The sequence below is a fragment of the Micromonospora maritima genome (genome assembly GCF_902825405.1).
Lineage (GTDB): Bacteria > Actinomycetota > Actinomycetes > Mycobacteriales > Micromonosporaceae > Micromonospora > Micromonospora maritima.
Genome location: NZ_CADEAU010000985.1, coordinates 1 through 522 on the forward strand (window position 1 = coordinate 1; position 522 = coordinate 522).

At 67.6% G+C, this 522-nt stretch carries 1 protein-coding gene; it reads right to left on the reverse strand.

The window, feature by feature from the left end; all coding sequences use genetic code 11:
• Nucleotides 1–522 (reverse strand): MMPL family transporter (locus HUW36_RS33995; RefSeq protein ID WP_174531713.1); only part of this gene is annotated, 522 nt, incomplete at both ends.

Consider the following 522-nt stretch of genomic DNA (forward strand, 5'->3'; position numbering starts at 1 on the left):
CCCGGTCAACGCCGGCACGAAGAACATCGACATCACGAACGCGGACAGCACGATCCCGATCGCCACCGCGAACCCCATCTGCTGGAGGAACGAGATCGGCGCGAGCATCAGCACCCCGAACGTGCCGGCCAGGATCAGCCCGGCCGCGGCGACCGTCGGGCCGGCGTGTTCCACGCCGATCGCGGCGGCCTGGTGGGGTTCGTGGCCCTCCCGGGCCTCCTCGCGTAGTCGGGCGATCATCAGGATGTTGTAGTCGGTGCCGATCGCCACCACGAACAGGTACAGGATGATCGGCAACTGGAACGTGACGCCCGGGTTGCCCTGGAGGCCCTGGAACACGTAGACGGTCGCGCCCAGCGTGGCGGCGAAGTTGAGCAGCACCGCGATCACCAGGTAGATCGGCGCGACGAGACTGCGCAGCAGCAACGCGAGGATCAGTGCGATCAGGCCGGCGGCCACCGGCAGGATCACCGAGAGGTCGCGGTTGTTCGCCGAGTTGATGTCGGCGAAGATCGCGGTCGG